General features: G+C 61.7%; 1 pseudogene. It reads left to right on the top strand.

Going from position 1 to position 2,239, the window contains the following annotated elements:
* Positions 1–700: 700 nt before the first annotated feature.
* A pseudogene (locus tag M727_RS43715) lies at positions 701–2,239 on the top strand (hypothetical protein); the annotation flags it as partial.

Genomic DNA, 2,239 nt, shown 5'->3' with positions numbered 1-2,239 from the left:
CTATCGGAAGCGCAGCAAATGATGGCTCGGGTCTGCGCGTTCGATCCATTGCTGCGGCTTTCGAATCTCGCCGAGGTGCTGCCGCCGTTTTATCGACCGGACGATCGCAGCAGATATATCGAAGGCCTTCGCAAGGCGGGCCTGCCCGATTAACGCCGCGTCAGCGTGAAGGCAGACGGCTTCGACACCAGATCGTGTTGCTCGGTTCGACTTAACCATGATCAGCATGATTTAGTTGGCCAGCTCGCGGGCGCCCAAATGGCTGTGTTGCATGGCCGAAGTGCTGCCGATGGATGCCTAATATCAGGTGACGGTTGACCGTGGAGGCCTGTGACCTAGCTTAAAGCTTAGCCAGGCCGTCCAGAGCCGGAAATGGCGGGGTGGTACGCTACCGTGGGAGAACTCTCGGGACGTTGAGATGCAGAGGTGCAAGTCGGCTTTTCAGAGCCTGTGCGCCCTTGGCGGCCGACAATCGGCGGCCACGGCATGTCAAGTTCGTTTCAAACAAAAGTCATCTGCGCCGGCACGACTATCAACGCGCGACCGCCGCTCCGCCATGCAACAACAATTCGAGCACTGGAGGGCCCTCGAAGCAAGTGACAGCTTCGAACGCGATCAAAGGCTTTAGCCAGCACCAAGGCGAGGGGCCAACACCGCTTCACGATCTTAAGAACACACCCAAGACGGCACAGGCACGGCAATGTCAAATCCTCTTGCCGAAATTTATGCAAACGACGCAGATCTCGCCATCCTGGGCGGGGTAGCAACATTTGCCTCGGTGGGGCTCTATCTTGTGCTCCGGCGTATCCATATCGCGGTGCAACGGCGTCGCCTCAAATCAGATGTGAGCGAAGGCGGATCTGACCTCCCCGAGGAGGAGGTTTCTTGGGATTGGGAAAGCCCGGTCGACCTTGCAACCGAGCATGGTTCTTCTTCTCAGGTTGCCGTGCCCGCAGACACGGCAGACCTGGGTATTCGGCGTCAGGATGCCAATTGCCTTCGGTTCGGGGTGCGAATCGAGTATTTCGACGTGATCTCCGAAGCTTGCGAGAGCTCGTCTGTGACCCAGACCAACGCTTTCGCTTCCGCGACGAACATAGCGCAATTCGGCCGACTTGCGACATCGATCAGGGAAATCGCTGGCTATGTCCATAGGCAGGTGGCGGCTAATCTTGCCGCCCTAACTAGTCCAGTATTTAGGGCTCGGAGCCGTATGCCGACACAACTCGCCCTCGCGGAGGATCCCGACCCCACCACAGCGATGGCCTCACCTCCTCGCGTGCGCATGCCGATCGGTCTTGTGCCCCGCTTTGGCGTCGCCGCAATCTGTCTGGCCGTGCCGCTTAGCTATGCGATGACGAGACAAAACTGGGTCGAAAGCGCCCCCGCCATTTCGCGGGTCCAGGGCAACGCCAATCCGAACCTTTCGCGACCCATCGAGCCGGCGAGTGCTGCATTAGATGTGCGTGGGCCAGCCCAGGGAGACGAGCGCACGGGTGACGAATTGCTCAGCCCGGATCTCACGGCTGCCCGGGCGCAAGTCGGAGCAGCTGCTGCTCAGGCAGCCGCAGCGAGGGAATTGGCCAGCCAGGAGCACCAGGCGGCGGCAGGCGAGCGCGCCAGGAGCGCCGCTCTGCAGCGAGCTCTGCTCAAGTCGCGCAAGGAGATCGACGCGCTGAGGACAAGGGTGGCAGCCGCCGATCGCGTACGCCAGGAGCAATTGCGCAACGAGCTCGCGGCAGCCCGCACAGTCGACGCATTGCGGCGCATTGCGGGAGATACCCGCACGATGCTGCGCGAGGCCACCAACTATGTCTTTACGGAGATGCCCGCTGCTCACCTGGAGCGTCAGCGAGCCGGATGGGTGGCGCGCGATCTATCGCGAGCGCAGGCGCAAATTGAACAGCTTGAGGCCGGAGCCGCCGAGGATCGCGCCAAGGCCAACGCTTCGCTGGCGCAAGCGACCGGAATGCTCGACGACGAACGCCGGAAGTCAGAGGGCCTTCGTGGTGACCTCGCCGAAGTGAAACTGTCCAATGCCGCGCTCATGGAGCGCGCCGACGCGGCTGAGCAGGAATGGACCGATGCAGTCACAGCGAGACAACGAGTGGAGCAGACCGCAGCCGAGACGGAGGGCGCGCTGGCTCGAGAACGCGCTGCAGTAGCGTCGATTCGTGAGGAGCTGAAAAAAGCTCGCCTCGAGCGCGACGCGGCTGAACAGGAACGAGCCAGAGCAGTC

It is taken from the genome of Mesorhizobium sp. WSM2561 (assembly GCF_000513915.1).
In the GTDB taxonomy this organism is placed as follows: Bacteria; Pseudomonadota; Alphaproteobacteria; order Rhizobiales; family Rhizobiaceae; genus Mesorhizobium; species Mesorhizobium muleiense.
This window is presented reverse-complemented; position numbering and strand designations above follow the sequence as displayed.